Source organism: Candidatus Pelagisphaera phototrophica, from assembly GCF_014529625.1.
GTDB lineage: Bacteria > Verrucomicrobiota > Verrucomicrobiia > Opitutales > Opitutaceae > Pelagisphaera > Pelagisphaera phototrophica.
The window spans coordinates 2842052-2867204 of sequence record NZ_CP076039.1 but is presented as its reverse complement, the minus strand read 5'-3'; the positions used below and the strand labels follow the sequence as shown (position 1 = coordinate 2867204).

The following is a 25153-nucleotide window of genomic DNA, read 5'->3' as shown; positions in this document are numbered from 1 at the left end:
TGCTGAACCTCTTAAAGGCTCATTGATTTCCCTTGTAGGCCGAGAGACAGATACATCTGGAAAAAACAACGCTGAGACACTTTCCAAGTCTACTTTGTTGTATTTCGAACGATCGTTACGAGGCCCCTGCTCCTGCCCCTTGCTGAATAAAAAGTAGAGCTAAGATTCCGCTGAGTGAACAACTATAGGTTTTTGGTCATATGGATATCCTCGGGATGTTTCTCGAAGAGTCCTGCATTTGGGGTAGCGGTGGGTTCGAAACCCTGGCTGAGGTAGAAATTAACAGATGAGTCGGTAGGGGTAGCACAGACGTAGAGGGTTTTCGATTTCCTGGTTCTGGCGGCGTCTTCCGCTTTCACGTAGAGCGACTTTGCGATCCCGCTCATGCGGTGATTCGAGTCTACGTACAACGCGAGAAGTTGTTCCGTTCCTGGTTCGAGATTTGGATTTAAAATTACGATTCCCGACAGTTGTTCCTCGTCGAAGGCCCCAAATACTTCCGCTCCTAATTGAAGGGCTGCTTTCCATGTGTCGTAATAGGTATCCCAGTAATTGGGATCGTGGGGCACCGAGGCACTTTCGTCGAACGCTTTTAGCTCGCCGTCGATGTAGCGGTAGCGGTGCTCAATCTCTTCGGATCGATCGATCTGGTAGATCTTTTCAAGTTCGTCGGGATTGAGAAGACGGATTTCTATCAGATTCATAGTGGTGAGTCTGCTGAAAGGAATGTCTTCTTTTTGCCACTGGCAAGTTATTACCCAACCGGAACATACATTCGTATGCTTTTGTGGCAATTTTCACAAGGAGCCGGACTCTTCATCGCAAAGGGTAAATTCAAATTTTTTGGAGAAGGAATTATCGAATATTGTCGCCTCATCAGCAAGAATCCGAAAGCCATGGGGTTATGAAACTGCCAGTTGAGGATGATGTCAATGACGTGTTAGGAAAGGCTCAGAAGGGTCAGGGGATTTCCACGGAAGTTCTAGCGGAGAAGACAGGGTTGTCAGAAGAGAGTATTCGAAAGGCGCGTCGTGGGGAGTTTGACCCGAGCGATGTTGCGATATTGGGACAGGCTTTGGGACTCAATGTGAAAGCCTTATTGGCAATTGGGAGAAACGAATGGTACCCAGAGGAACCGAAAGCCATTGAAGGATTCGAGCTCATTGCGACACCTTTTTACGATATGCACGTGAATGCCTACCTGATATGGGATCCAGCCGCCAGGGAGGCGATCGCGTTCGATACGGGGACGGATCCCAAGCCTATTCTGGAATCACTGTCCAAAAGAGGACTGACGCTAAAAACGCTTTTCGTAACCCATTCGCACGGTGATCACATTGAGGGAGCTGATTTGATATTGGAAAAGACGGAAGCGAGCGCGGTAATCAGTCAACTCGAGCCAGAAGTTCCCTTTGCTGCGGAGAAGATCGACGAAGGATACGTAGCCAGAATCGGTTCTCTTAGTGTTGAAATGTTCAATACACCAGGGCATACGGATGGCGGGGCAACCTTTGTGGTTACAGGTTTGAGTCGAACCGTTGCACTTGTGGGAGATGCCATATTCGCGGGCTCCATGGGTGGCGCAAATGTTTCTTACGAGCAGGGTCTCGCTGGATTGAAGAAGATTCTCTCATTGCCGGATGATACGGTTATCGCCTCGGGACATGGTCCCCTAACAACGGTGGGCCAGGAGAAGAAAATGAATTGTTTCTATCGGGTTGGCTAGCCTCCCATTCGTTGGGCCCTCCTCTACGAATTAATTCTCCGCTACTTTGAATCTGCGAGAATATTCCCTGTGGTCTCATGACGGGCGAAGCTCAGAGAGCGGAGGCTGTTGCCACGGGAGCAGGGTGGTTCGAGTGGATCGATATCACGTTCGTTAAGCTTTCATCGCTTTCTCTTCTTTCCTGATCCGGTCCAAGTATTCGCTCACGTTGCAGGTGAGCATTCGTGTGCCGGTTTTGCTAACTTCTAGAACTTTATTGACGATCGGATCGAGGAAATCACGGTCGTGACTGACCAGTATCACCGTGCCATCAAACGCTTTAACAGCGTCTTGAAGAATCGCTTTACTTTTAATATCCAAGTGATTGGTTGGCTCGTCAAGAATGATGGTGTTGGCTTCTCGCATAAGCATCTTCGCTAGGGCAAGTCGATTTCGCTCACCGCCGGAAAGCACGCTGGTTTTTTTGAATACATCGTCTTTTCGAAATAGGAGTGCCCCTAGAACAGCCCGTGGATTGGATTCCTCGCGATTGGCTTCTGCCGAGGATTGTTCGACTTCTTCCAAAACCGTTTTATCTGGATCCAATTCTTCGGCCTGCTGTTGGGCGAAGTAGGATAGAACCGTATTGATTCCCAAAGTCCGCTCTCCTTCCTGGAAGGGCTCGATACCGGCTAGAATACGAGCAAGGGTTGACTTTCCGGCGCCGTTTACTCCGACGACTGCGATCCGATCACCTTTGTCGATGTAGAAGTCGAGCCCCTTGAAGATCTGTAGATCGCCATAGGACTTAGACATATTTTTAAGTTCAATGACTTTTGCGCTAGCTGGTGGAGGGGGCGGAAATCTGAAATAGATTTTTTTCTCCTGTGGAGGTATTTTAATAATCTCCATCTTCTCGAGATCCTTCATTCGGCTTTGAACGAGTGAGGCCTTTTTGACATTTCCTCTGAAGCGATTGATGAAGTCCTTTTGGCGCTGGATCTCGGCTTGCTGGTTCTTGACCTTCTTTCGCAGGACCTCCAGATCCGCTTCGGATTGCTTTATGTAGAAGGAGTAGTTTCCGCTGTAGGATTTGAGAGCTCCCATCGAAAGGTGGATCGTTCGATTGGTAACGACATCGAGGAATGCTCGGTCGTGGGAAATGACCATGAGTGATCCGTCGTAGCGGGTGAGGTAATCCTCCAGCCATTGTTGCGAAATGATGTCCAAATGGTTAGTAGGTTCGTCGAGTAGAAGTAGGGAGGGTTCTCTTAGCAGCAGTTTTGCCAGCGCCATGCGCATTTGCCAGCCACCCGAAAACTCGCTGGTGTCGCGTTCAAAGTCGGATTTCGCGAACCCGAGACCCATGAGGGTCTTTTCGATCTTTGACTTCATTTTTTCAGGTTCATGGGACTCGAGTTTTTGCTCCCAGGCACCTATTTGATCGAGAAGATCGTAGTACTCTTCGGATGAGGTATCCATATCCATCATCTGCTCATCCGCTTCGTCGATGTTCTTCTGGAGGGCCAGCGCATCTTCGAAGGCGGTAGACACTTCGCCGTAGAGCGTCTTCCCCTTCAGCTCGATACCATCTTGTGGAAGATATCCTAGGGTGACGTAGCCGGGACGTTCTACTTCTCCGGAATCAATCTCTGCCTCATTCAGAAGCAGCTTAATCAAAGTGGATTTTCCAGATCCATTCGACCCGACTAGCCCGATTCGGTCGCGTGCACCAATCGTTGTGGATATCTTGTTGTAGATAACCTTTTCACCGTAACGGAGTGAGACATCGATTATATTGATCATAGGAAGGAGGGCACCTTAGGAGGTGGATGAGGAGCGTCAAGTGGGATTCCGCGTAAAGAAGAGTGATCAAAGAGCAGGCTGGGATAGGCTTCCCAGTCGGAGGCTGGAACACTCCCACGGATGTGGAAGGGGACCCCTCGAAGCAGGGCTACGCTTTCAGTAAGTCGCTCTTCCGCCTGAAAAATCGAAACAAAAACCGGTCGTGTAACTGTTTTCTGGTGATACTATAAAGCGTATTGTAGATACAATTTCGTCAAGCGTGCCGCAGCGTCCCATAGGGATTTTAGAGGTCATGTAGTCGATTTGTTCCTGAGGAATGTCATCGTGTATCGGAGTCTTGATGACAGCGGGAGCAAGAGAGTTGATTGTGATTCCGGTTTTCGCGTATTCCTTGCCGATCGTCTTCACTAATCCGATCACGCCAGCTTTAGTTGTAGAATAGGATACCATACCCGCATTTCCCTCTTTCCCAGCGATCGAGGCAATTAGTAGGATACGGCCATAGTTCCGCTCTACCATGTGAGGCAGCAGGGTCTTGGCTAGGATGAACGAGCCCAGTAGATTGACTTCGAAAACCTTTTGGAAATCGGGTACCGGGATGTCGATGATTTTCGTATTGGTTTGTCCCACGATTCCTGCGGCATTTACCGCGATGTCGATTTGCCCAAATGTATCCAGAACTTGAGAAACGGCAGCTTGAACACTTTCTTCTGAGCTAATGTCCGTTTGCAGGGCAATCACTTCACCAACGAGCGTTGCTTTTGCCTTTTGAAGCCCTTCTTCATTAGTGTCAAAAAGTGCTACTTTAGCCCCTTCTGAGGATAGCCGAATGGCTGTAGCCAAGCCGATTCCCGAAGCTCCGCCGGTAACGATGGCTACCTGATCTTTAATGGTTCGTTCCATAAGAATTTATCGAAGACTGATTGCTAATGGGTCATGAGTGAGTGCAAAAGTGAAGTTTGTTATCTCCCACCAGCATTCACTAGTGTGACTCTTAACTTTATCAAGTTCTGCTGACTCATCGCACTCCGAGCTATCAGAAGCGCTGTCGGAGCTATACTAATCCACCTATGCGATCCGATCTCGCCAAGGACCTGTGATGGCGAGCGTCTCTCCAGGGCTATTCTGGATATTCACGAATAGAGTGGTACCGTCCGGAGAAAAACAAGCTCCGGCAACTTCGCTCTCCACCTGAACGTGTCCGATCTTGTACATTTTCCCATCGGTTGTAATGCCAACAATAGCGCTGCTTTCATTGTCGTCCTCACAGATGACAATGTCCCCCCACGGAGCTACGGTCAGATTGTCACAGGCCTTGAGCAGTTCTAGATCTTGGCTTTCGATGAAAAGTTCTAGTTTACCCGGATTCGCAGACTCCTGACTCATCCCTTCAAACGCACTGGGGCGGTATCGGAAAACCTGACCAAACTTTTTCGGTCCGCCGTTGGTGCAGGCAAAGTAGATTTCGCCATTTCCGTAAAACATTCCTTCACCGCGAGCGAATCGAGCTGCCCCGTTTTCGAATCCCTTGTAGCGAAGGTCGTCATTGGGTGCGGTAGGGTCGTCGATGTCGATCCATTCCACCTCTATAGACTGTTTGACGGGGAAACTGGGGAGGTCGATCTCTTCCCAATTCCGTGTATCGCTTGAGGGAGCCCCCCTGATGACGAGCGCCTGAAGACGACCCCCTTTGGCCAGGTGGCCTCTCACATGGGGAATAAAGCGATAGATGAGGCCATCTGGACGATCCTCGGTTTGGTAGACGATACCACTGGCTGGATCTACGGAGACCGCTTCATGGTTGAATCTTCCCATGTCCTTGAGTGGCACTGGATCTGTAAGGCCGATCTCATAATTGGCGGGCACCTCGAAGTTGTAGCCATGGTCCTTCTGTAGTCGGTCATCGGCTCTATTGACATCCTCTTCGCACGTGATCCAAGATCCCCACGGAGTTACGCCACCGGAGCAGTTTCGGATGGTTCCGGTAAGGGAGAGATAATGGCGTTTCAATTCCTGAGTTCGCGTATCAAATACTAGTGTAGTTGTGCCGCCAGTGCAATGAGTGCCGTTGGCGCCGCTGTCATACCGCTTGGAATCGCCTATGCCTTTCCACTCACTAGATTTCAAGTATTCAACCTTGTCCTCCTGCGAAGGGCTGACTTCGTGATTGCGTACGATTAAGGTGAGGCCATCGGGGCCGGGAAACGTAGCCATTCCGTCGTGCGCGGGGGGTACAATTTGTCCGTCGTCCATTCGGGCCCCTCGCTCAGATATGACTTTGTAGCTAAAACCCTTCGGTAGTTTGAGACGACCATTGGGATCGCTTAATAAGGGCCCGTAGCCCTTAGTGGCTAAACCAGTTGAACCGTGCTTGCCAGAGGAAACAGCAGTCGAGTAATTTTGTGAACAGGCACTCAATCCAAGGAATCCTGAAGTTATAAGTGAGTTTTTTAGGAATTCGCGACGGCTAGGTTTTTTCATAATAGGGCTCAATGCGACTTGTTTGTTTAAAGTGGATTTTTGGACGTGTTACGATTGAAAAAGGAGTTGTTTCAATATTGTTGAAAACTTTCGCCAATAAAATCGATATTGTAAAGGTGGCTTATCTTCAATCTGCGGACTGACACTGACCGCTTGAAAATTGCTATTGCGAGACGATAAACGGTGCGATGATACCCTGAACACTTTCTGGGAAGAGACCTTCGATATGTACACCATCATCTTCGGTTTCTTGGTGGCGAATACCTCCACTGCAGTGCAATTTTGAGATGATGTCGTAACGATCGTGCGGTATGACAATTCTGGAGGGGGCGAGTTTTGCGTTGAGGACTGTCGATATGTCTTCTTTTAGAGCCTCAAGTCCTTCTCCCGTGGCGGCACTAATGTATAGAGCATCTTTATGAAGGAGCTTTATCCGGCTAAGGGTTCCCTCGTCCCCAAAATTGTCGATTTTATTGAAAACGAGGAGCCTTGGGTTTTCGGTGGCTCCAATTTCCGCTAATACCGATTCAGTTGTCTCAAAGTGACTTTCGAATTCCGGATTCGAGACATCGACTAAGTGTATCAGCAGATCGGCGACGACGGCCTCTTCAAGAGTCGCCTTAAAAGCATCGACGAGTCTGTGAGGAAGACGTCTCACAAATCCAACGGTATCAGTCAAAAGCACATGTTGGCTTTTGTCGAGATCGAGGCGACGGGTCGTGGGATCGAGAGTGGCGAATAATTTGTCTTCTGCAAGAGCGTCTGACTGAGTGAGCTTGTTTAGAAGCGAAGATTTACCAGCATTCGTGTATCCAACTATTGAAATAGTGGGGACAGGACGGCGGATGCGCTTGGATCGTTGTACGTGCCGGTGTTTGATAACCTCTTTGAGCTCCTTTTTTGTAATCGCAATACGATCGTTTATCATGCGTCGGTCCGCTTCTAGCTGGGTTTCACCTTGGCCTCTGGCACCTGTGCCGCCACCTCGTTGCCGACTCAAGTGAGTCCACGCTCTGGTCAAGCGTGGCAGAGAGTACTGCATGCGAGCAAGAGCTACCTGAAGGACAGCCTCTTTGGTCTGAGCCCTTTCGGAAAAAATGTCGATGATCACCTCTTGGCGGTCAATTACAGCGATTTTGGACTCACGCTCCCAATTTCGTTGCTGAGCAGGAGAGAGTTCCTCATCGAAAATGATGACGTCTATTTTTTGCTCTTGAATGATGCTGATGATCTCTTCGAGTTTCCCTTTCCCAACGAGAAAAGCGGGCGTGGGCTTGCGGAGCTTGATAATCATCTCGCCCACTATGGGGATATCCAGATTTCGCGTAAGTTCCGCGAGTTCGGCCAATAAGTATTCAGATTCCTGACGCGTCATCTTGGGATGTTGAATCCCGATAAGAAGGGCACTCTGAACTTTTTTTCTATTTTCTTCGAGGTCGAACAAAGAGGAGAGGGGGTTAGTCTGTAATTTTGAGTCTGAAGGGTCTATGAAATATCTTCCTACTAGCTAAACGAATTTGTCAAAAATGCTAGTTTGTCTGTTGAGAAAAAATTGCCCTGCTCCCAATAGTGGGAGCAGGGCAATGGTTGAAAGTAGGGTTAGCGAAATTGGCAAGCCTTCTACGCTTCGGCCTCAATCGCTGCTTGGGCGGCGGCGAGACGCGCCACTGGAACGCGATTTGGCGAGCAGCTAACATAGGACAGGCCAGCGTTGTGGCAGAATTTGATAGATGCGGGGTCGCCTCCATGCTCTCCACAGATGCCTAATTTGATATCAGGGTTTGTGGATTTTCCACCGTCGACACCTTGCTTCACCAATGAGCCAACGCCTTCTTGGTCGAGCGTTGCAAACGGATTCTGCGGAATGATATCGAGGTCCTTGTACTTGCTGAGGAAGCTGCCTGCATCGTCGCGACTCATTCCCAAAGTGGTCTGAGTCAGGTCGTTGGTGCCAAAACTGAAGAACTGTGCGGTTTTCGCGATTTCTGCAGAAGTTACACAAGCACGAGGCACTTCAAGCATTGTGCCTACGAGGTAGTCGATCTTTACGCCCTTAGCTTTCTGAACCTCAGCTGCGACGCGGTGAACAATCGCCACTTGGTTGTCGAGCTCATCCTTGAAACCCACCAGAGGTATCATGATCTCTGGCTTCACCTTGATTTTGCGCTTTAGCTTGAGTACCTGAGCGGCAGCTTCGAATACGGCGCGAGCTTGCATTTCAGTGATTTCCGGGTAGGAAATCCCCAGGCGACATCCACGATGTCCCAGCATTGGGTTCTCTTCGTGAAGCGCTCGAACACGATCGCTAACTATTTCCGGAGAAACTCCCAAGTGCTCTGCCAAGTCCCGACGAGACGCGTCGTCGTGCGGTAAGAACTCATGCAATGGAGGATCCAGGAATCTAATAGTGACTGGGCGGCCTTCCATCGCTTTAAAGAGACCGTTGAAGTCCTTGCGTTGGAAAGGAAGCAGCTTCTTCAGGGCTGCTTTGCGAGCGGCTACTGAAGGAGCGAGTATCATCTCACGCATGTAGGATATACGATCGCCTTCGAAGAACATATGTTCGGTGCGGCAAAGGCCGATGCCTTCCGCTCCCATGGATACCGCGGACTTGGACTGCTCCGGAGAATCAGCGTTCGTGCGAACTCCCATAGTACGGTACTTGTCAGACCATTTCATTATCTGATTGAACATCTGGAAGGTGTAGCTCTTCTCAGCCTTCATCTTGCCTGCTAGGACCTGAGAGACTTCTGAAGGTGCGGTTGCTACGCTTCCGGCGAAAATTTCACCAGTGGTGCCATCGATAGAAATAGAGTCACCTTCCTTGAGGACGATCTTTCCTGCAGTGAGAGTGGCTGAAGCGTAGTCGATGTGGATGTCTGAAGCGCCACAGATACAAACCTTGCCCATTTGGCGAGCAACGAGAGCCGCGTGAGACGAAACACCTCCTCGTGAAGTGAGGATCCCGTCTGAAGCGATCATGCCACGCAGGTCTTCTGGAGAAGTCTCTTCACGGCAAAGAACAACCGAGTTGCCTAATGCGACTTCTTTCTCCGCATCGGCCGCGTTAAAGACGATTTTGCCCGAAGCCGCGCCAGGGCCTGCGGGAAGACCGGTTGCCATCAACTTGGCCTTCTTAATTGCGTTCGTGTCAAAGATCGGAACAAGCAAGCTCGAGATCTGGTCCGCAGGGATCTTGGTGACCGCAGTTTGCTGGGTCATGAGCCTCTGCTTGGTCATCTCGACCGCGATGCGTACAGCGGCAAGACCAGTGCGCTTTCCGTTACGCGTCTGCAGCATGTAGAGCTTTCCGTCTTCGATCGTGAATTCGAAATCCTGTACGTCGCCAAAGTGTTTTTCCAGTTTCTTACGGACAACGCTGAGCTCCTTGTGAGACTTAGGCATGTCGTCAGCGAGCTGGGCGATTGGGAATGGAGTGCGAACACCAGCTACCACGTCCTCACCCTGAGCGTTGATCAGATATTCACCATAGAACACGTTCTCGCCATTGGCAGGGTCACGTGTGAATGCAACACCGGTTGCGGAAGTGTCGCCCAAGTTACCGAACACCATCAACTGGACGTTAACAGCGGTTCCCCATTCTGCCGGGATACCGTATTTCTGGCGGTAGAGAGTGGCCCTTTCGTTCTCCCAAGAATTGAAGACCGCACTGACTGCCCCATCGAGTTGCTTTTGAACGTCTTGTGGAAATGCACCGCCAGTGCGATCCTTGATGAGTTTCTGGAAACGCTTGATGACTTCCTTGTTATTTTCTTCAGTAAGGTCGGAATCAATCGTAACGCCGACTTCCTTCTTCACTAAATGCAGTGCGTGCTCAAAGGGGTCTGGCTCGTTTTCCGTGCGAGATTGAACGCCCATTACGACGTCTCCGTACATTTGAACGAAACGGCGGTAGCAATCGTAGGCGAAACGTCCATTACCAGACTTCACCTTGAGAGCCTCTACCGTCTTGTCGTTAAGACCAAGGTTGAGGATTGTGTCCATCATGCCTGGCATGGACTCGCGAGCGCCCGAGCGAACGGAGAACAGAAGAGGGTTCTTCTGGTCACCGAACTTCTTACCGCTCTCCTTTTCGCAAATCTTGATCGCGGTAGCGATCTGGCCCTTGAGGGCAGCAGGATAGACGCGGCCGTTTTTGTAGTACTCTACACAGACGTCCGTCGTAATTGTGAAGCCGCCTGGAACCGGAAGACCGATTCTGGCCATCTCCGCAAGATTGGCTCCCTTGCCGCCAAGCAAGTTCTTCATTTTGGCGTTACCGTCGGTTTTCTTACCGAACGAGTAAACGTATTTAGCGGCCTTTGGAGCGCGTTTGCTCGCGACCTTCTTTGCTTTTTTCGCAGTTTTTTTGGATGGCATCCTGAATGAACTATTGTTGATTTGCGATGTGTAAGAGGCCCCGAAAAATGACGGCTTCCTCTAGGAAAAAGATTCCTCATAAGGACGGATAGCCGTCTGTCAATGGGATTGATGCGATCTCATTGGTAAAGAGATTTATGATTGGATCAGAACTTAGTTGCTACCCGAATCCCGATTTCCCGTTCCAAATTTCAGTGAAGCGGCATATAAGGCGTTCTTAACTCTCTCTGCAACTCGATCCACGGACTTTCGCAAATTGAAGTTGCTCGATGCGATTCCGTTGTTCATTTAGACCATTTGAAAATTTGAATGAGCGAGATCGAACCATACGAAGAAGAAGACGATGAACCCAAGTGGGCGGGCGATCCGAAGCAAATGGGCTTTCTGGACCATTTGGAAGAGCTGCGCTGGACCCTGCTCAAGCCGCTTGTCGTATTCGTGGCGGCTTTTATTGCATCGATGATATTCATAACGGACGTTAAGGATATTCTTCTCTCCCCGCTTGAATCCAATTATTCCCATTTGACCGAAGCCGAGCGCGCGGTGGTTTTCGCTGGGCTGACGACTATGAACGTCACCGGTGTATTCGTGGCTATGCTTCTCATTGGCATTATTATTGGTTTAATGGTAGCGTCTCCAGTTATTATATACTACGCGGGCAGATTCCTTGCGCCGGCATTGACGGTTAGGGAGAAGAAAATCCTCGTTCCAGGTTCGTTTGCTGTTCTCATTCTCTTCCTGCTAGGCTGCACATTTGGATACTTTTTTCTTTTGCCGCGAACGATTATGGCGGTAATATGGTTTAATAATTTGCTGGGGTTTCAGCTTCTTTGGACGACTAGCAACTATTTTGGGTTTCTCACTTTTACGATACTGGGTCTGGGGCTCGCTTTTCAGATGCCGTTGGCCATTGTGGTTTTGGTTTCGGTTGGAGTAGTCACTCCGCAGCAGTTAAGAACCTATCGGCGATACATCGTGCTCAGTATCGTGATCACTGCTGCAATATTGACTCCGCCTGAACCGATAACTCAGTTGGCTTTGGCCATTCCACTTTGGGTGCTGTATGAGGTCGCCATTTTGGTTTCGGTATTTTTAAAGAAGAAAGAGGATGAAAAGGAGAAGGCTGAATTCTCAGACTACGAAGTAGTGGATCCGCAAGGTTACGATAACAGTGATGAATCTCATTCGGATTACGACTACGACCACGACGCTGATCATGACGGCGATCCTCACCATGTAGAAAGCACATCTTCGGAGGAAGACGACGGTTCTGAAAACGATCTCGTTAGTGAGGACCAAGATGCGGAAGACGACAGCGATAGTGACGACGAGTCCGATATCGATGAGGATCGGAAACGGGATGAGTAGTCGTGTACTTATCGATAAATAAGGAGCCCCTCGTTTCGCGGAAATTGCAGGCGGAGAAATTAAATACCAGAAACTGGTGAAGAGAGAATCTCTCCCTATCGCCGTATTCGCGTCTATCGGTTAGGCTATCTTGGAAAAACTCGTAACGCCCGACGAATTAGCTGTATCTTGCAAATCTAACGTCCGCACAAAGTCTTTCGTGTGTGGTTTGTCGGGTGGGGCCTCGACGCCTTCGCGTGGGCTTCTTCGCTGGAGCGGCTAGGTTAAGTTCGCGACGCAGCTGCATGAACCATGGGGCCTTCACCAGCCAGCCCTCCCACTTAAGCAGGCGGCTGTTTTCGGGTATTTAATTTCCGGATATAGATTGGAGACTCGGCGAACTTCAGCTTCGATAGCCAATCGTCCGCCTGATTCGCCCAATAGGCGAACGTGCTGCGATGCAGCCCGAATTGGCGGCAAGCTGCACGCGCGGCGCAGCGGCCCCCGGATACAAGCTTTCCGGCGATCTGCCGCTTGTGCTCGGGGTTCACAGCTTTTTTCCTAGAACCTCCTTTAAAAGCGCTTAGCCCAGCATCTCGTATGCGAGCATCCGCTTGAGTATAGCGTTCTCCTTCTGAAGCGCCTTGAGCTACTTGACCTGGTCGACCTCCATTATGCCGAACTCCCTTTTCCCGGCGGTGAAAGGTCTGCTCGCTTATTTGCTGATCGCGGCAGACGTCTAAGATCGTCTTATCGCTTCTCTAGGCCTTCTGGGGAATGCGGATCTTCTGTTCGGTCGGGTATCTTTTTCCTTGAATGGTTCCTTTCTATTGACCCAAACTGACTACTCAAGGGGCACAGTTCTCGTAACCTCAACCAGATAAATCAGGCGTTTTCCCACGAAGTGGAAGGGGAGCTGAATCTAGATGTGTCGAGGAGGATGCCCGCCTCACTTTTCTCGCTCGAAAGTAGACCAATTTTTCAATCGAAACTTGGCGGATGAAAACCAAGCCCTTTCGGAACACGTGCGAAGATTCATCGCCCATCAAAATGCGGTGCTCCTAAATCCAACCGGTCTAAGAGAGCGCTTTCTGTTGCATGAGACGGGGCATCGCTTTATGCGTCGCCTCCAATCAGAGCCTTGGATGGAGATGCGGTTGGACATGGAAAATGAGGATCCCAAACGCGGCGGTATGACCGGTATGGCTCCAATGGTTTCGGTCTGATGATTTTGGATTATCGGAGAAAAAGTTTGTCCAAACGTGGATAAAGCAACCGTATGGCTAGTCGCTTGCGCTACAACGATCGTAACGCGTTCACAAATATGTCACATGCTTGGTCAATGCCGCCTTGGTCGTGGGCGGTGGAGATGAAATTGCCTTCGTATTTCGAGGGAGGGATGTAGGCGCCGTTTTCCAGACAAGTATGAAAGTATTTGTTGAACCTATCAGTGTCCGTCGCGGTGGCCTCGTCGAGGTTTTCGACAGGTGTGTCGGTGAAGTAGAGACAGAACATGGACCCAACTTGAGGAATCTGGCCGGGCAGTCCGATCTCGTACAGGGTTGAGCTAATGGCCTCCTTTACCTGAGTTCCCAACTTTTCGAGCCGATTGTAGGCGTCGCTATCCCTGAGAAGCTTGAGCGATGCAATTCCGGCGGCCATGGCAAGTGGATTGCCGCTCAAGGTACCCGCCTGATAGACAGGCCCAAGCGGGGCGAGATGATTCATGATTTCGGCTCTGCCGCCCAAGGCACCCACAGGAAGACCGCCGCCGATTATTTTGCCGAGAGTGGTCAAGTCGGGTGTGATTCCTTCTTTCGTCTGTACTCCACCTGCGGTTACGCGAAATCCTGTCATTACCTCGTCGAAAATGAGCACAGAACCAAACTGGGTGCAGAGATCGCGAAGGCCTTGCAAGTATCCCGACTTTGGAAAGATCAAGCCGATGTTAGCGGGATATGGCTCAAGGATAATTCCAGCGATTTCATCGCTATACTTCTCAAATGCTGCCGCGACCGCTTCGAGTTCATTAAATGGAAGCACGATCGTTTCCGCGGCCAGGCTCTCAGGAATGCCGGCGCTGTCCGGATTGCCGAGTGTCAAGGCACCGGAACCGGCTTTGATGAGAAGCGAATCAACGTGGCCATGATAGCATCCTTCGAATTTGATGATCTTGTTTCGCTTTGTGTAGCCGCGCGCGAGCCGAATGGCCGTCATGGTGGCTTCGGTCCCACTATTGACCATGCGTATCTTTTCCAAGGATGGCACCATTTCCACGAGTAGTTCAGCCATCTCGACTTCGTATGGGTTAGGCGTGCCGAAACTGGTTCCATTGTTCAGAGCCTCAGCGATGGCTTCCCGGATCACAGGATGATTGTGACCATGGATAGCCGGACCCCATGTGCAGACGAAGTCGATGAGATCCTGATCGTCCGCCGTGGTGAGTGTGGCTCCATTTGCTTTCTTAGTGAAAAAGGGGGTGCCACCGACAGAGCGAAATGCCCGCACAGGCGAGTTGACGCCACCAGGAATTAGTTGCTTGGCTCGTTCGAAGAGGTCAGAGGAATTTGACATAATAGATAGTTTTTCTGCCCGCGAAGGACGCGGAAGTCACGAATTAGGATATCACTAATTTACGAGAGGCTCGTGGGTTATTCTTGGTGTCCTCTGGGTGCTTCGTTGGCGATAGTATTCACGAAACGTATTTTTGAACAATTGGAATACGGCGGCCGACGCCGAAGGCGAGGGGAGTGAGTTTTAAACCGGGGGCGGCTTGCTTGCGCTTGTATTCGTTTAGGTCAACTTTGCGTATAATGTCTTTCACTACGTCTGTGTCATATCCGAGAGCAATAATGTCACTGCTAGACTTTCCTTCTTCGACGTAGGCTTTGAGAATGCCATCGAGGACATCGTAGGGTGGCAAGCTGTCTTCGTCCTTCTGGTCGGGACGCAGTTCGGCGGAAGGGGGCTTTTCTATGGTATTGACCGGAACCAATAAGCCATCCCGGTTCATGTGAAGAGCCAGCTCGAAGACTTTAACTTTCGGCAGATCAGAAATGACGGCTAGTCCGCCACACATGTCGCCATAAAGGGTGCAATAGCCCACGGAAAGTTCACTCTTGTTGCCAGTGGTTAGTAGGAGGGCCCCAAATTTGTTTGAGAGGGCCATGAGGAGAAGTCCTCTAGATCGCGCTTGTATGTTTTCCTCAGTTACATCTTTTTCCGTGTGGCTAATAAGAGGCTCCAGAGTGGCCTCAGAAGCGGCGACGATTCCTTCTATTGGAACCATGTGGAATTCGATGCCCAAATTCTGGGCAAGTTCTTCCGCGTCGTTTTTGCTATGGTCCGAGGAAATGGAAGAAGGCAGGGCGATACCGGTGACATTCTCCTTCCCGAGGGCTTTTACGGCGAGAGCAGCGGTGACCGCTGAATCAATGCCTCCGCTCAGTCCGATTAAGGCTTTTCTAAACCCGCACTTGTGGACGTAATCTTTCAACCCAAGCACGAGTGCATCTTCGATATCCTGCGTTTGGGATTGTTCGAAACTGGGTTCAATCTTGTTGGGACTGCCCTGAACGTCGACCACTCGCAGTTCCTCGGCAAATCCCAAAAGACCGGCAATGATCTCGCCTTTTGTGTTCGCGATCATGCTTCGGCCGTCGAAGATGAGCTCGTCGTTACCGCCTACAGCGTTAACATAAACGCTAGGGCATCCCAATTGGATCGAAATGTTAGATATCAATTTGCGGCGCAGGTGCGTCTTTTCAATGTGCCATGGACTGGCGGAAAGATTGAAGTGAAGATCTAGCGACTGGGTCTTGAGGAATTCAGTGGGTGAGGTGGGGTAAAGTTGTCGAGGAGCGACCTCTGGCGAGGTCCAAATATCTTCACAAATGGTTAAGGCGATCTTCCGTCCCTTGTGTTCGAAAACTAAGGGCTTTTGGGCGGCCTGGAAGTATCGGTCCTCGTCGAAGACATCGTAAGTGGGCAGAAGGCACTTGTGCCCCGTTTCCTGGACCTTACCATCGAAGCAGACGGCGGCGGCATTGTGAAAATTCCGTCCGGCAGAATCATTGTTTAAATCAACATACCCGAGAATAGCTGGGACTGAGCTGGTTTTGGAGGCTACCCTTTGGAGTGATTCCAAGTTGTCTGGAACGAATTGCTGCTTAAAGAGCAGGTCTCTAGGGGGGTAACCGGTGATAACCAATTCAGGAAAAACAACATAATCCGCCCCTTGAGAAACCAATTCATGGTAGGCTCGCACGATCCGCTCTTCATTATTCTGAAGGTCGCCTACGGTTACATTTATCTGGGCTAGTCCGATTTTCATGCGGATACCATCGAGGAGAACAACTCGCTCGGCAAAGAGCAAGTTTTTGCCGTGGGGGATTTTGCGGTGAATTCGGATGGTTTTTCCGGGGAGCGTCCCTGTGTCCGCCAAGGCGGGATTTAGCATTCTGTAGGGCTAGCGATCGCGTTATGCCGCGTATAAAAAAGAAATGATAAAGATTCTCCAACGCGGAACAGCGCAAGCACTGGCCGTAAGATTGGGCTATTGAATCTGAACTAGACGGGGATTATTGGACTATTGGTGAGGACCGCTAGGGCCGTCTTTCCCTACCTTGATTCTGGTCCCCGCAATTCTGGCCTGCCGTTTTTCGTGGCTATTTGATTAGGGATTCCTATCAAATGCGATGGTCTTAATGTGTGTATCTAATCCAGCTAGATTCATCCTCGCTTCCGCCTCGCCTCGCCGAAAAGACATCTTGGAGCGGATGGGGGCTCGGTTCGAGATTATCCCTGCGGAGGTGGACGAGAATGAATCGGGTGATTCCGATCCGCAAGCCATGGTGCGAGAGAATGCAGTTTTAAAGGCCGGTTGGGTGGCAAAGCGATATCCCGACCGTTTTGTTCTAGGCTCTGACACAACGGTCCACCTAGACGGACGGGTACTGAACAAGCCCGTTGATATGGACGATGCGCGAAGCATGTTGCAAAAACTGTCACAACGTACCCATATTGTGCATACGGGAGTTTCGCTCTACTGCCAGTCTAGGCAGATTGAGGAGACAATCAGCGTTCGCAGCGAGGTGACGTTCAAAGGGCTGAGTGATGAGACGATCGAACGCTATTTCGAGATCGTTAATCCGCTGGACAAGGCGGGCTCTTACGGAATTCAGGAGGGAACGGATCTCATTATCGACTCCTTCAAGGGGTCGCATTCCAACATCATGGGGTTGCCGTTTGATGAAACAAAGGCCATGCTGGAGTGTTATAGTCTAATCTGACCCCGAGAATGTCACTTTCAACAGAGGAAATCACCCGGAAACGGGACCGACGAGGCAAGGAGAAGCTCCTGATGGATGTGCTGCTCCGCCATCGCGCGATTTCGCGTCGTTCGCTCATTGCGGGGGTGATCGGGACGATTTTGTTTCATTTGATCGGCTTCTTATGGATGCCCTCAGACGTTTTTACTACGGAACGAGCTGAGATTCAGGACCGTTTTAGGGAATACGAGGTCGAGCTAATGCCGCCTGAAGAGGAAGAGCCGGAGCAAGTCTACACTCAGACAAATCCGGACGCCCCCGAGAATGAGCCCGACCAAACCAACAATTTTGCCGCTCGCAGTCAGCAGGCTGCCCAGGAAGAAAAGCCCGCCGAGCTTGACCTGGAGAACCGTCCATCCGTTGAGAGCGATGACGATATCGAGACCAACCAGTTTTTGACGGGTGACCTGAGCCCTCCTGAGATCGCCCCGCCTCCAGCTCCCGAAAGCCAGGAGCAGGAGGAGACGGAGACCGCCGAGGAACGACCGTTGCTGGTTCCACAGTTCGAGACTTTGCCACTGGAGAAGCAGATTCCGATACCGGGCGAGCAGGAAGAAAAAGACCCGGATGAAACGGGTATCGCCGAAATTGACCACGAAGAAAAAGATGCCCCCACCAATGTGAATGAGTACCTGAAGGGAGAGGCGGAAGAAGGGGAGGAGAAAGAGCAAGTGGCAGCCGCCCTCCAGCCGCTCGTCGTACCGCAGAGTGCTCAGGTGAGCTCCGACTATTCCGAACCCTCGCCCAGACCGCGACCCCGCCTTCCTAAAGTGGCACCTGGACCCCGCGGCAATCGTGTACCTGGTGTTTCGCGCACCGGCACCATCGCGGTCGACGCGAAATTCAGCGAGTTTGGTGAATACATGGAGCGACTGATCGAGACAATCAGCGTGCGATGGAATTCGCTAGCCGATGAAGCGGCTGGCAAGGAGTCCAACAGCAAAGTAGTCCTCCGCTTTATTCTCACTAAGGATGGATACGTGGAAGATCTGAAATTGCTGCCCGACAGCACTGCTAAAGTGATTGGCATTTATATGTGCCGCACCGCGATCGAGAACGGAGCGCCTTATGGGCCTTGGACGCCTGAAATGGTGGCAGTCTTTGGTCATGAAGAATCAGTTACGTTCTCATTCCACTACCGCTAGTTAGTCGGGATTCGTTTGCGGGTTAAATCCGGTACGTTCGCTTATTTGGGAGGGTATCCAAGTAGTCCATTCCTCCGTCATATCGTTGGATTGGATTTGAAAATCCGTTTCCTCTTATCAAAATACTCTCCGATTAATCCTCGGTTCGGAATCCAGATTTTTATTCTCAAATCGAACTTCTCTGACTCCCTTGAACAAAGGAGCTTCATTGCAATGCGACGTTGATTCGCAGATGCCAACTACTCCATCCTAGCTTTCGCTGATTTGAGGCCGCCCAAGAGAGCCTTCAATATATTGAAAAAGCTCTTACCAGTTTCCGTTTTCGCCGACCTGGAGGTCTTTGGCAAATCCTTCAAGGAGTCGGATGGATTGTTCGACATCTTCAAGGTCGACCATTTCGCTGGGGGTGTGCATGTAGCGAAGAGGGACAGATATGAGGCCGGTGGCGACTCCGCTGCGGGCCATTTGAATGGCTCGAGCATCTGTGCCAGTAGGTCGAGGGTCGCCTTCGAGTTGGTAGGGGATGTCACGTTTCTTGGCAGCCTCGATCAGTTTATTGAATACGATGGGATTGATGTTTGGACCGCGAGTAATGATCGGTCCTGCTCCCAATTTGGTTTCCCCGAACTTGCGCTTGTCGCAATCAGGATGATCCGTGCTGTGGCCAACATCCACGGCGACTGCGAAATCAGGATTTACACCATAGCTAGATGTAGTGGCACCTCTGACGCCGATTTCTTCCTGGGCGGTGCCCACAGATATGACTTTTGCTTTTAAGGACTCATTGTCTGCCGAGAGGCGGCGTAGTGTTTCTCCGACGATGTAGGCTCCGCATTTGTTGTCGAAGGCGCGAGCGGCACCAACGGAACCATGAATGAGTTCGAACTCGTGATCGTAAGTGGCTACGTCGCCTACTTGCACACGTGACAAAGCGTCTTCCTTGTTTGCCGCGGCAATATCGATCCACATCTCATTGATTTTTGGGACTTTCTCTCTGTCTTCCGCATTCATGAGGTGGACGGCTCGTTTACCTGTAACCCCTTTGACCACTCCCTTGTTTGTCTGGATGAGCACGCGGCGGCCTGGGATGATGATACGGTCGTGTCCGCCAATGGTGGCGAAGTAGAGGAACCCCTTTTCGTCGATGTAGGTGATAATGAAACCAAGTTCGTCGAGATGACCGGAAAACATGACTGATGGCCCGCCATTTCCTTCGAGGGTTGCGATGCGATTGCCTAGGACGTCCCGTTCGTAGGAATCGGAATGGGACTCGACATATTTGTCAAAGACGGCCTGGGATTGTCCTTCCGCTCCCGAAGGGCTTTTGGCGTTGAGTAGATCGACGAGGAATTCAGACGGTGTATAGGTCATAATTTAGAAAGCAAGTGTTAGGGAAATATCGAGTGATTGGGAAGGATTGAATGTATGCGTGTGGTATTGATCGCGGCTTTCCATCCATCCCGAACACAATGGAGGAATTGCGAAAAGTACTTCTGCAGTTTGATGATCAGACGCGGTGTTGTGCAAGTTTCTACCCTTCGGATTGGGCAGCCCGCTACCTTATTGCACCGCGAGTTCGTCGACGATGTCTTCAAGGGGATAGGATATGATTTCTGATAGAGTAGGGTGATACCAATGGGTTTGCAGGAGAGACGCCGCGGTAAGTCCATGCGATACCGCGACGGAAAGGGCGTGTATGAGCTCTCCAGCATCTTTGGATACGATTTCGGCGCCGAGAATTTTGCCCGTTGGCTTTTCTCCGAAGAGTCGCACGAACCCGTGCTTGGCCTCCATGAGAATGGATTTCCCGTGGTCATCGAATGGATAGTCGGCGGCAATGTATTCAATATTCCGCTTCTTCAACTCCTTTTCGGTGAGTCCGACCCGAGCGACTTGGGGATTGGTGAAGACGACATCGAGCATGTGGTCGTAGTTGAGGGGAGTCTTTTCGATCCCGGAAGCATGGTAGGCTGCGAGCTCACCTTGTAGCACTGCAGTGTGTACGATCTCGAAGGGTCCAGTGCAATCGCCTGCGGCATACACTGCTGGATTGGAGGTGCGCTGGTATTTGTCTGTCTGAATTTGCCCATTGGGCTCGAGCTCGATTCCGGCGTTTTCGAGACCGAGCGAAGCCGTAGCAGGGGACCGTCCGAGAGCATTTACGACATGCTTTGCTGAACGAGTGACTTGAGTGCCTTTGTGCTCGAAGGTGACATCAAAGCCAGAATCGGTTTTGGAGATGCTAAGGAGTTTGGTGTCCGTCAGAAGGTCGACCCCTTCTTTGATCAGTGCTTTTTCCACGACTTTGGAAACGTCGGGAGCCTGATCCTTGAGGATGTGTGGGCTCCTCTGTATCTGAATTGTTTTGCAGCCGACGCGGTGTAGAAACTGAGTGAGTTCGCAAGCAACTACTCCCCCGCCCAGAACGATAGCGGATTCTGGGAGTTCGCTTAGATCCAATACATCATCACTTGTCCAAATTTCGGGCAGGTCGATTCCAGGTATAGGCGGTTTCGATACGTAGGAACCTGTTGCGATGATAAAGTGTTTTCCTTTTAGCTGCGTGCCGTCGTCGAGCTCGACCGTGTCATTGGAAATGAACTTGGCAAAGTTTCGGTAGAGGTGAAATTTGCCACTCTCCATCGATTCGACCCGGTAGTCGGTAAACTCCTTGATGGTTGCTAGTTTGCGCTCGTGCAGGGCTTTCATGTCGACTTTCGCTTTAGGAATGGAGAGTCCAAAGCGGGTTCCCTGCTGCGCAAGGTGTAGAACCTCGGCTGAATAGATGAGGGTTTTTGAGGGCATACAACCTTTGAGAATACAGAGACCGCCCAGTTCTTTGGCCCCGTCGATAATGGCGACATTGTCAAAATATTGTCGGGCGACCCGGGCGGCGTTGTACCCGCCACTCCCGCCGCCAATGGCTATGAAGTCGTGTTCTTTAATCATTTGTTTTCTGAGAGATTGTCCAATAAATCCAATTTCTTCGTCCTTTGGTCTCATTCGAGCCCAAATTTCGTTTCTTCGCATCGCAATACGCTCTGTGCATAACACAACTCAAAAGCCAAATTTTGAATCTTAAATATAACTACAATACCTCGAAGGCGACTTATCGGATACTCTCATGGGACCGAGGGAATAAGGCTTAATTGCTGGATGGCGAAGGCTAATGTAATAGGCTCCTGTTTTATAGGGATTCGATTTTAGATTGCATGGATCGAATCAACGACGGACTGAGCGGTTTCCTCACCAACGATTCATGCGGCGAGTTTAATGCCGAATTCGATCGCGGTGCCAGCTCCTTGGGAGGTGATGATGCGGTTTGGCTGGACGATTCGGTCCTGACTGGGAACGGGGATTTCCGATCTAACTGATGAGTGACCGGTGGCGGGACGATTTTCGAGTATACCTGCTTGAGCCAGGACTTTTGGAGCGGCGTAAATCGCTGCAACGAATTTGGATTCGTGGTCGTAGGACTGGATAATCTCAGTGATCAAAGCGTTCTTAGCCAGAGGCAGCACACCGGGACCACCTGGGAGGAAGACAATATCGAAAGCGCTCGCATCAATTTCGCTCAGCGATTGATCCGCCTGAAAACGAATGCCGTTGCGACCTTCGACCCGTTGCGAATCGCTCACCGATACCATGACCGTTTCAACGCCCGCTCTTCTCAATATATCCGGTGGAGGCCAACGCTTCGACTTCCTCAATGCCGTCAAATACGATAGCTAATACGTGTTTGGGTTGCTTGTATTGCTCGGGATCTGTTGCCATAGCTGCCTTTGTCTGGCCTAATGGCGAGTTTTTGAAATTCTTTCGGTCAATTAAGATGAGCAAGCAAACTTTAGCAAGAGAGCGAAATCCATGAAGACGGTCCTGATTTTGGGCTGCGGCTATGTAGGACGCGCGGTAGGACTTTATGAGCGGGCTCAGGGTAATAGGGTCTTGGCTGTCACGCGAAATGAGGAGATGGCTGACCAGCTACGTAGCGAGGGAATGGACGTTTTTGTGGGAAATGTGCATGAGACAGCTTGGTATGCATTTGCGGAGAATGTAGATTGGTCGCTGAATTGCGTAAGTGCCGCCGCGCCGAATCTGGAGGGCTATCGGCTTTCTTATGTCGGTGGAAATCGCTCGTTCACGGATTGGATGAGCCGATCTGGATTTTCGGGCTCCGCCATTTATACTAGCAGCGTTTCCGTGTATCCAGATAGTGGGGGAGACTGGATAGAGGAAAAAGACGCCCGAGCCAGCTCTGAGCGATCTGAGGTTATCCTGGAATCGGAACGCGTGTTAATGGAATCCAATGACCTCGCTGCTAAGACGGTTTTGCGATTAGGTGGAATATACGGTCCAGACCGTTCCTTCCTCGCAAATCGGATTGCGAAAGCCGATGGAGCACTTCCCGGGTATGGCGACTATTTTTTAAATCTGATTCGTCTCGAGGATATTGTGGGAGCGATAGGAGCCGTTTTTCGATCTGAAAACGCAGGAGCCATTTTTAGTGTGGTTGATGATGTTCCGATGCTGAGGGAGGATTTAGTGAGGGAATTGTCCGCTAGGATGAAGGTGCCGACGCCCGGTTTTGACCCGTCGCTGAATGGGGCCAGAGGGTCCCGACGCATGGATGGGCAGCGGCCTGCGAACCGAAGAATATTGAACAGTAAGATGAAAGAAGCCTTTGATTGGCAGCCGGCCTTTCCGAACGCGAGTGAAGGGATGGCCAGCTTGGTTTCGAGTTGACGCGTTGTCTGCCTTACTAAAGCTGCCTGTGTCCTACCATTCTTAGAGTCCAATTAGCAACTAACCTTAACGAACGATAAATCATGGCCGGTGTTGGAAAACTTCTCAAACAAGCACAGAAAATGCAGAAGCGAATCGAGGCGCTGCAAGCCGAGCTCGCAGAAAAAGAGCTAGAGATCTCAGGCGGTGGTGGAGCAGTGGTTATAAAAATTACGGCTTCTGGCGAATTTCGGAACATTACGATCGATCCAGAGCTTCTGAAAGAAGAGGCCTCTTTGATTGAGGAAACGATTTTGCAAGCCGTCAAAGAAGCCAGTGCTCAAGCCAAGACGCTACATGAAGAAGAAATGGGAAAAGCAACGGAGGGGATGTCTCTTCCCGGGCTGATGTAATCCTACTGGCTTTTCGATTGTTTCTCAAATGACCCCCTCGTTCGATGCACTGCAGAAGCAGTTGAAGAAGTTGCCTGGCGTCGGGTACCGGTCGGCAGAGCGGATGGCGATCCAACTGCTCTTGGAGAAGCCGGAAACCTGTCAGGGGCTCATGGACGCCCTGGCTAGCGCTCGAGACAATGTATCGAGTTGCGAGAATTGCGGCAATTTGTGTGAATCAAAGCGTTGCTCGATTTGCCAGGATGAGCACCGGGCCAATTCGGGCACGGTTTGCGTGGTCGAGCACGTGAGTGATTTACTTTCCTTGGAAAAGTCCGGCGCGTACAACGGCTCCTACCATGTATTACAAGGGAAGCTGTCACCGATCAACGGGATTGGTCCGAGTGAACTAAACTTTGATTCTCTGCTGGATCGAGCAAAGGCGGGAGAGGTATCGGAGTTGATCTTGGCATTGCCCAATGACATCGAAGGGGAGGCTACCTGCCACTATATGATTGACCTGCTCCAGCCCTACGAAGTCAGTGTCACTCGGATCGGATTTGGTCTTCCAAGTGGAGGATCGGTGCTTTACGCCGATGCCGTAACTCTCAAAAGTGCATTGGATGCTCGCCAGAATTTTCGTTAAATAGAATGCGCGTCCCAGACTTAACAAATATTGAACCCATAAATGAAGCTCATGTACGCGAGCTGCAAGAACAGGTAGTTGGCGTTGGCTCCTTGTTCAATCGCCTTTATTCGATCTTCGAATCGGAAGGGCCAGAGCTAATCGCTGAATTGCGAGAGCTACTTCCCAAAGGCGTGCACGCAGATATCCATGAGGTCATCCACAAGATGAAGGGTTCGTCTGCTGCAATGGGTGCGGATCGCATTTACGCACTCACAACGGAGGGCGTTCTCGTGTGCCGCTCCGAAGGAGAATTCCTAAACCTAGACGGCCTGGCTGACCTTCTGGGAGAGGAGTATACTTTGTATTGCCTCGAGGCGAAACGCTTTTTGAGCTAAGTGCTAGTCTTGGCTTACCAGCTTCAGTTTAACGGCGAGGCGAGTCATGTCGGTGGCTCCACGGAGCTTTAGCTTTCGCATGATATTGCTGCGATGGGCGTCGATCGTACGAACGCTCAAGCCGAATGACTGGGCAATCTTTTTGGAACTGTAGCCTTCACCTACCATCTGGAGCACATCGGTCTCGCGAGGTGTGAGCATTTTTAGACTGTCGTTGTAGTCCTTGTTGGAGATAGGTTGGCGGAGTAGGTTGTAAGCTTCCGGGCAATAGTATACCGTTCTTTTGAGGATTTGCCCGATGGCGTCCTTAAGGCTTTCGATTGAGCTGTTCTTCGTGACCAGTCCGTTTACGCCGCGCTCGACGCTGCTTTTCACGATTTCGGGTGTTAAGTGGGCGGAAACTAGAATGATCTTCATATCCGGCACCCGGTCTTTCAAACGGTTGAAAACTGTGAGGCCCCCTAGCTTCTTGATTTTGATATCGAGCACGAGAAGGTCTGGGCTATCGTCTAGGCAGGCTTCCATGCCGGTCTCACCGTCATCGTATTCGCCCAGAACATTGATATCAAAGTCGTTCCTTAGAACGGAAACGATGAGTTCACGAAATAGGATTTGGTCTTCTATAACGATGACGTTCATGTAGGCCCAAGAGCTTGAGGGGAATGCTAGGGAGTAATGTGGAAACTCGCCTCAAAATCGATACTAACGGTATAAGAGTTGGAAACGAATTTGTTGAGCTTCCAGTAAAATATCTGAATATACGTTAAAGTTCTTAACTAGACAAAGCCACCCCTAGAGACCCTTAAGGAAAACTCGATTTGC

Annotated in this window: 22 protein-coding genes; 9 read left to right on the top strand and 13 right to left on the bottom strand. The window is 50.6% G+C overall.

What is annotated here, in order from left to right:
- Window positions 1–182: 182 nt before the first annotated feature.
- A complete protein-coding gene (locus tag GA004_RS12355; protein ID WP_283394175.1) occupies window positions 183–704 on the bottom strand; it encodes a GNAT family N-acetyltransferase in 522 nt (173 codons plus the stop codon).
- A 200-nt stretch (window positions 705–904) separates the two neighbouring features.
- Between GA004_RS12355 and GA004_RS12350 the strand changes: the two genes are divergently transcribed.
- Window positions 905–1726 (top strand): MBL fold metallo-hydrolase, encoded by an 822-nt coding sequence (locus GA004_RS12350; protein WP_283394174.1) that lies wholly within the window; start codon window positions 905–907, stop codon window positions 1724–1726.
- Window positions 1727–1879: 153 nt separating this feature from the next.
- Here GA004_RS12350 and GA004_RS12345 read toward each other — a convergent pair whose 3' ends face one another.
- The 6 genes from GA004_RS12345 to GA004_RS12320 form a co-directional block, all read right to left on the bottom strand.
- Window positions 1880–3511: an ABC-F family ATP-binding cassette domain-containing protein gene (locus GA004_RS12345; protein WP_283394173.1), complete on the bottom strand. Its 1632-nt coding sequence runs from the start codon at window positions 3509–3511 to the stop codon at window positions 1880–1882.
- Window positions 3512–3667: 156 nt separating this feature from the next.
- Window positions 3668–4414: an SDR family NAD(P)-dependent oxidoreductase gene (locus GA004_RS12340; RefSeq protein ID WP_283394172.1), complete on the bottom strand. Its 747-nt coding sequence runs from the start codon at window positions 4412–4414 to the stop codon at window positions 3668–3670.
- Between the two features lie 165 nt (window positions 4415–4579).
- The gene (locus GA004_RS12335; RefSeq protein ID WP_283394171.1) at window positions 4580–5992 is read right to left on the bottom strand and encodes an alkaline phosphatase PhoX; all 1413 of its coding nucleotides are present in this window, start codon (window positions 5990–5992) and stop codon (window positions 4580–4582) included.
- Window positions 5993–6155: 163 nt separating this feature from the next.
- The gene (gene hflX / locus GA004_RS12330; protein WP_283394170.1) at window positions 6156–7436 is read right to left on the bottom strand and encodes a GTPase HflX; all 1281 of its coding nucleotides are present in this window, start codon (window positions 7434–7436) and stop codon (window positions 6156–6158) included.
- Window positions 7437–7612: 176 nt separating this feature from the next.
- Window positions 7613–10372: a pyruvate, phosphate dikinase gene (gene ppdK, locus GA004_RS12325; protein WP_283394169.1), complete on the bottom strand. Its 2760-nt coding sequence runs from the start codon at window positions 10370–10372 to the stop codon at window positions 7613–7615.
- Window positions 10373–10525: 153 nt separating this feature from the next.
- Window positions 10526–10660 (bottom strand): hypothetical protein, encoded by a 135-nt coding sequence (locus GA004_RS12320; protein ID WP_283394168.1) that lies wholly within the window; start codon window positions 10658–10660, stop codon window positions 10526–10528.
- Between the two features lie 21 nt (window positions 10661–10681).
- Between GA004_RS12320 and tatC the strand changes: the two genes are divergently transcribed.
- Both tatC and GA004_RS12310 read left to right on the top strand, forming a co-directional pair.
- Window positions 10682–11740: a twin-arginine translocase subunit TatC gene (gene tatC / locus GA004_RS12315; RefSeq protein ID WP_283394167.1), complete on the top strand. Its 1059-nt coding sequence runs from the start codon at window positions 10682–10684 to the stop codon at window positions 11738–11740.
- A gap of 905 nt (window positions 11741–12645) precedes the next feature.
- On the top strand, window positions 12646–12945 hold the full coding sequence (locus GA004_RS12310) for a hypothetical protein (protein ID WP_283394166.1): 300 nt from the start codon (window positions 12646–12648) through the stop codon (window positions 12943–12945).
- Window positions 12946–13015: 70 nt separating this feature from the next.
- On the opposite strand, the gene hemL is transcribed toward GA004_RS12310, so the two are convergent.
- Both hemL and GA004_RS12300 read right to left on the bottom strand, forming a co-directional pair.
- Complete coding sequence (gene hemL, locus GA004_RS12305) at window positions 13016–14293, bottom strand: glutamate-1-semialdehyde 2,1-aminomutase (RefSeq protein ID WP_283394165.1); 1278 nt, start codon at window positions 14291–14293, stop codon at window positions 13016–13018.
- Between the two features lie 118 nt (window positions 14294–14411).
- Window positions 14412–16178 carry an NAD+ synthase gene (locus tag GA004_RS12300; RefSeq protein ID WP_283394164.1) on the bottom strand — a complete coding sequence of 589 codons (1767 nt, stop codon included), beginning with the start codon at window positions 16176–16178 and terminating at the stop codon, window positions 14412–14414.
- Window positions 16179–16425: 247 nt separating this feature from the next.
- Between GA004_RS12300 and GA004_RS12295 the strand changes: the two genes are divergently transcribed.
- Together GA004_RS12295 and GA004_RS12290 are read left to right on the top strand one after the other, a co-directional pair.
- Window positions 16426–17010 (top strand): Maf family protein, encoded by a 585-nt coding sequence (locus GA004_RS12295; RefSeq protein ID WP_283394163.1) that lies wholly within the window; start codon window positions 16426–16428, stop codon window positions 17008–17010.
- Between the two features lie 8 nt (window positions 17011–17018).
- On the top strand, window positions 17019–18194 hold the full coding sequence (locus GA004_RS12290) for a hypothetical protein (protein ID WP_283394162.1): 1176 nt from the start codon (window positions 17019–17021) through the stop codon (window positions 18192–18194).
- 306 nt (window positions 18195–18500) lie between these two features.
- Here the strand turns inward: GA004_RS12290 and GA004_RS12285 are convergent, their stop codons facing one another.
- The 3 genes from GA004_RS12285 to GA004_RS12275 all read right to left on the bottom strand — a co-directional run bounded on the left by GA004_RS12285 (window position 18501) and on the right by GA004_RS12275 (window position 21832).
- On the bottom strand, window positions 18501–19565 hold the full coding sequence (locus GA004_RS12285) for a M42 family metallopeptidase (protein ID WP_283394161.1): 1065 nt from the start codon (window positions 19563–19565) through the stop codon (window positions 18501–18503).
- 189 nt (window positions 19566–19754) lie between these two features.
- Window positions 19755–21143, bottom strand: a complete 1389-nt coding sequence (locus GA004_RS12280) for a dihydrolipoyl dehydrogenase family protein (RefSeq protein ID WP_283394160.1) — start codon at window positions 21141–21143, stop codon at window positions 19755–19757.
- 308 nt (window positions 21144–21451) lie between these two features.
- Window positions 21452–21832: a DJ-1/PfpI family protein gene (locus GA004_RS12275; protein WP_283394159.1), complete on the bottom strand. Its 381-nt coding sequence runs from the start codon at window positions 21830–21832 to the stop codon at window positions 21452–21454.
- A 226-nt stretch (window positions 21833–22058) separates the two neighbouring features.
- On the opposite strand from GA004_RS12275, the gene GA004_RS12270 reads away from it, so the two are divergent.
- The 4 genes from GA004_RS12270 (at window position 22059) to GA004_RS12255 (ending at window position 24331) form a co-directional block, all read left to right on the top strand.
- Window positions 22059–22937 carry an NAD-binding protein gene (locus GA004_RS12270; RefSeq protein WP_283394158.1) on the top strand — a complete coding sequence of 293 codons (879 nt, stop codon included), beginning with the start codon at window positions 22059–22061 and terminating at the stop codon, window positions 22935–22937.
- An 83-nt stretch (window positions 22938–23020) separates the two neighbouring features.
- Window positions 23021–23329, top strand: coding sequence for a YbaB/EbfC family nucleoid-associated protein (locus tag GA004_RS12265; protein ID WP_283394157.1), 309 nt, complete (start codon window positions 23021–23023; stop codon window positions 23327–23329).
- Between the two features lie 28 nt (window positions 23330–23357).
- Window positions 23358–23954, top strand: a complete 597-nt coding sequence (gene recR / locus GA004_RS12260) for a recombination mediator RecR (protein ID WP_283394156.1) — start codon at window positions 23358–23360, stop codon at window positions 23952–23954.
- Between the two features lie 5 nt (window positions 23955–23959).
- Complete coding sequence (locus tag GA004_RS12255; RefSeq protein WP_283394155.1) at window positions 23960–24331, top strand: Hpt domain-containing protein; 372 nt, start codon at window positions 23960–23962, stop codon at window positions 24329–24331.
- A 3-nt stretch (window positions 24332–24334) separates the two neighbouring features.
- On the opposite strand, the gene GA004_RS12250 is transcribed toward GA004_RS12255, so the two are convergent.
- Window positions 24335–24970: a response regulator gene (locus GA004_RS12250; protein ID WP_283394154.1), complete on the bottom strand. Its 636-nt coding sequence runs from the start codon at window positions 24968–24970 to the stop codon at window positions 24335–24337.
- Window positions 24971–25153 lie beyond the last annotated feature (183 nt).

Excerpts from the sequence above, each read along its gene's own strand:
- GA004_RS12355 (WP_283394175.1), bottom strand. The coding sequence starts at position 704 with ATGAATCTGATAGAAATCCGTCTTCTCAATCCCGACGAACTTGAAAAG.
- GA004_RS12350 (WP_283394174.1), top strand. The coding sequence starts at position 905 with ATGAAACTGCCAGTTGAGGATGATGTCAATGACGTGTTAGGAAAGGCT.
- GA004_RS12345 (WP_283394173.1), bottom strand. The coding sequence starts at position 3,511 with ATGATCAATATAATCGATGTCTCACTCCGTTACGGTGAAAAGGTTATC.
- GA004_RS12340 (WP_283394172.1), bottom strand. The coding sequence starts at position 4,414 with ATGGAACGAACCATTAAAGATCAGGTAGCCATCGTTACCGGCGGAGCT.
- GA004_RS12335 (WP_283394171.1), bottom strand. The coding sequence starts at position 5,992 with ATGAAAAAACCTAGCCGTCGCGAATTCCTAAAAAACTCACTTATAACT.
- ppdK (WP_283394169.1), bottom strand. The coding sequence starts at position 10,372 with ATGCCATCCAAAAAAACTGCGAAAAAAGCAAAGAAGGTCGCGAGCAAA.
- GA004_RS12320 (WP_283394168.1), bottom strand. The coding sequence starts at position 10,660 with ATGAACAACGGAATCGCATCGAGCAACTTCAATTTGCGAAAGTCCGTG.
- tatC (WP_283394167.1), top strand. The coding sequence starts at position 10,682 with ATGAGCGAGATCGAACCATACGAAGAAGAAGACGATGAACCCAAGTGG.
- GA004_RS12310 (WP_283394166.1), top strand. The coding sequence starts at position 12,646 with ATGTGTCGAGGAGGATGCCCGCCTCACTTTTCTCGCTCGAAAGTAGAC.
- hemL (WP_283394165.1), bottom strand. The coding sequence starts at position 14,293 with ATGTCAAATTCCTCTGACCTCTTCGAACGAGCCAAGCAACTAATTCCT.
- GA004_RS12300 (WP_283394164.1), bottom strand. The coding sequence starts at position 16,178 with ATGCTAAATCCCGCCTTGGCGGACACAGGGACGCTCCCCGGAAAAACC.
- GA004_RS12295 (WP_283394163.1), top strand. The coding sequence starts at position 16,426 with ATGTGTGTATCTAATCCAGCTAGATTCATCCTCGCTTCCGCCTCGCCT.
- GA004_RS12290 (WP_283394162.1), top strand. The coding sequence starts at position 17,019 with ATGTCACTTTCAACAGAGGAAATCACCCGGAAACGGGACCGACGAGGC.
- GA004_RS12285 (WP_283394161.1), bottom strand. The coding sequence starts at position 19,565 with ATGACCTATACACCGTCTGAATTCCTCGTCGATCTACTCAACGCCAAA.
- GA004_RS12280 (WP_283394160.1), bottom strand. The coding sequence starts at position 21,143 with ATGATTAAAGAACACGACTTCATAGCCATTGGCGGCGGGAGTGGCGGG.
- GA004_RS12270 (WP_283394158.1), top strand. The coding sequence starts at position 22,059 with ATGAAGACGGTCCTGATTTTGGGCTGCGGCTATGTAGGACGCGCGGTA.
- GA004_RS12265 (WP_283394157.1), top strand. The coding sequence starts at position 23,021 with ATGGCCGGTGTTGGAAAACTTCTCAAACAAGCACAGAAAATGCAGAAG.
- recR (WP_283394156.1), top strand. The coding sequence starts at position 23,358 with ATGACCCCCTCGTTCGATGCACTGCAGAAGCAGTTGAAGAAGTTGCCT.
- GA004_RS12255 (WP_283394155.1), top strand. The coding sequence starts at position 23,960 with ATGCGCGTCCCAGACTTAACAAATATTGAACCCATAAATGAAGCTCAT.
- GA004_RS12250 (WP_283394154.1), bottom strand. The coding sequence starts at position 24,970 with ATGAACGTCATCGTTATAGAAGACCAAATCCTATTTCGTGAACTCATC.